This window comes from Streptomyces minutiscleroticus (assembly GCF_014650875.1).
GTDB lineage: Bacteria > Actinomycetota > Actinomycetes > Streptomycetales > Streptomycetaceae > Streptomyces > Streptomyces minutiscleroticus.
The window spans coordinates 1-1178 of record NZ_BMVU01000207.1 but is presented as its reverse complement, the minus strand read 5'-3'; the positions used below and the strand labels follow the sequence as shown (position 1 = coordinate 1178).

Genomic DNA, 1178 nt, shown 5'->3' with positions numbered 1-1178 from the left:
CTAGTGTCTCGTGATCCTGTTCATGTCAGTTCGAGTTGTTATTGACGAGTTTCTTCACGTTGGCCGCGACGAACCTGACCTTCGCGAGGACCTCGCCGGCGGTCGCGGTCCAGGTGAACGGTTTCGCGCTCTCGTTCCAGGAGTTGATGTAGTCGCGGATCTGTTTGATCAGGACGTTGACGCTGGAGAACGTGCCGCGGCGGATGGACTGCCGGGTCAGGATTCCGAACCAGATCTCGATCTGGTTCAGCCACGAGGAGCCGATGGGAGTGAAGTGGAAGTGGACGCGGGGGTTCTTGGCCAGCCACTCCTTGACCTCCGGGGTGGTGTGCGTGGAGAGGTTGTCCAGGACGACATGGATGTCCTTCCCGGAGTGCGGTTTCACCGCCTTCTTCAGGAAGGCCAGGAAATCCTTGCCGTTCCGGGTCGGCCTGCACTCGCCGAGCACTTCGCCGGTGCCCACGTTCAGAGCGGCGAACAGGTTCGTGGTGCCGTGCCGGACGTAGTCGGCGGTGCGCTTCTCGCTCGCCGCGAACGCGACGGGCAGCACCGGCTGGGTCCGGTCCAGCGCCTGGATCTGCGTCTTCTCGTCGATCGAGAGGACCACCGCACCGCCCGGCGGGGCCAGATACAGACCGATCACATCGGCCACCTTCTCCGCGAACGCGGCATCTTTGGAAATCTTGAAGGTGCCGGACCGGTGCGGCTTCAGGTGCTCCTCCCGCCAGACACGTGCGACGTAGTGCCAGGACACGGTGATGTTCTCGGTCCGCTCCAGGTACTTCGCCAACTCCCGGGTGGACCAGTGCGAAAGCCCCGTGCCCTCCGGCGGCGTCATACGCGTCAGCGCGATCACCCGGGACCGCACCCGGGCCGGTACCTGTTCCCGCGCGCCACCGGGACGCTCCCCTTCCAGGCCGGCCAGGCCCTGTTCGGCATAGCGGGTCTTCCAGCGGTCCACCGTCGGCAGCGACACCCCGAGCAGCTCGGCAATGTCCTTGCGTCGACGCCCCTCGCCCGACCACAGCACGATCCGGCCCCGCGTGGCTATATCCGCAGGCACGTCCCTGCTGTTGACCAACTCCCGCAACTCGGCGGCCTGTTCCACGGAGAGCTCCATACCAAGAGACCCTGCCACACAAGATCAAGTAACGCTGACGGAATCACGAGACACTAGC

The 1178-nt window shown here is 64.6% G+C and carries 1 protein-coding gene; it reads right to left on the bottom strand.

The features are described 5' to 3' along the window. Positions 1 to 25: 25 nt before the first annotated feature. Positions 26 to 1108, bottom strand: coding sequence for an IS630 family transposase (locus tag IE271_RS41010; protein ID WP_229919997.1), 1083 nt, complete (start codon positions 1106 to 1108; stop codon positions 26 to 28). Between the last annotated feature and the right edge of the window lie 70 nt (positions 1109 to 1178).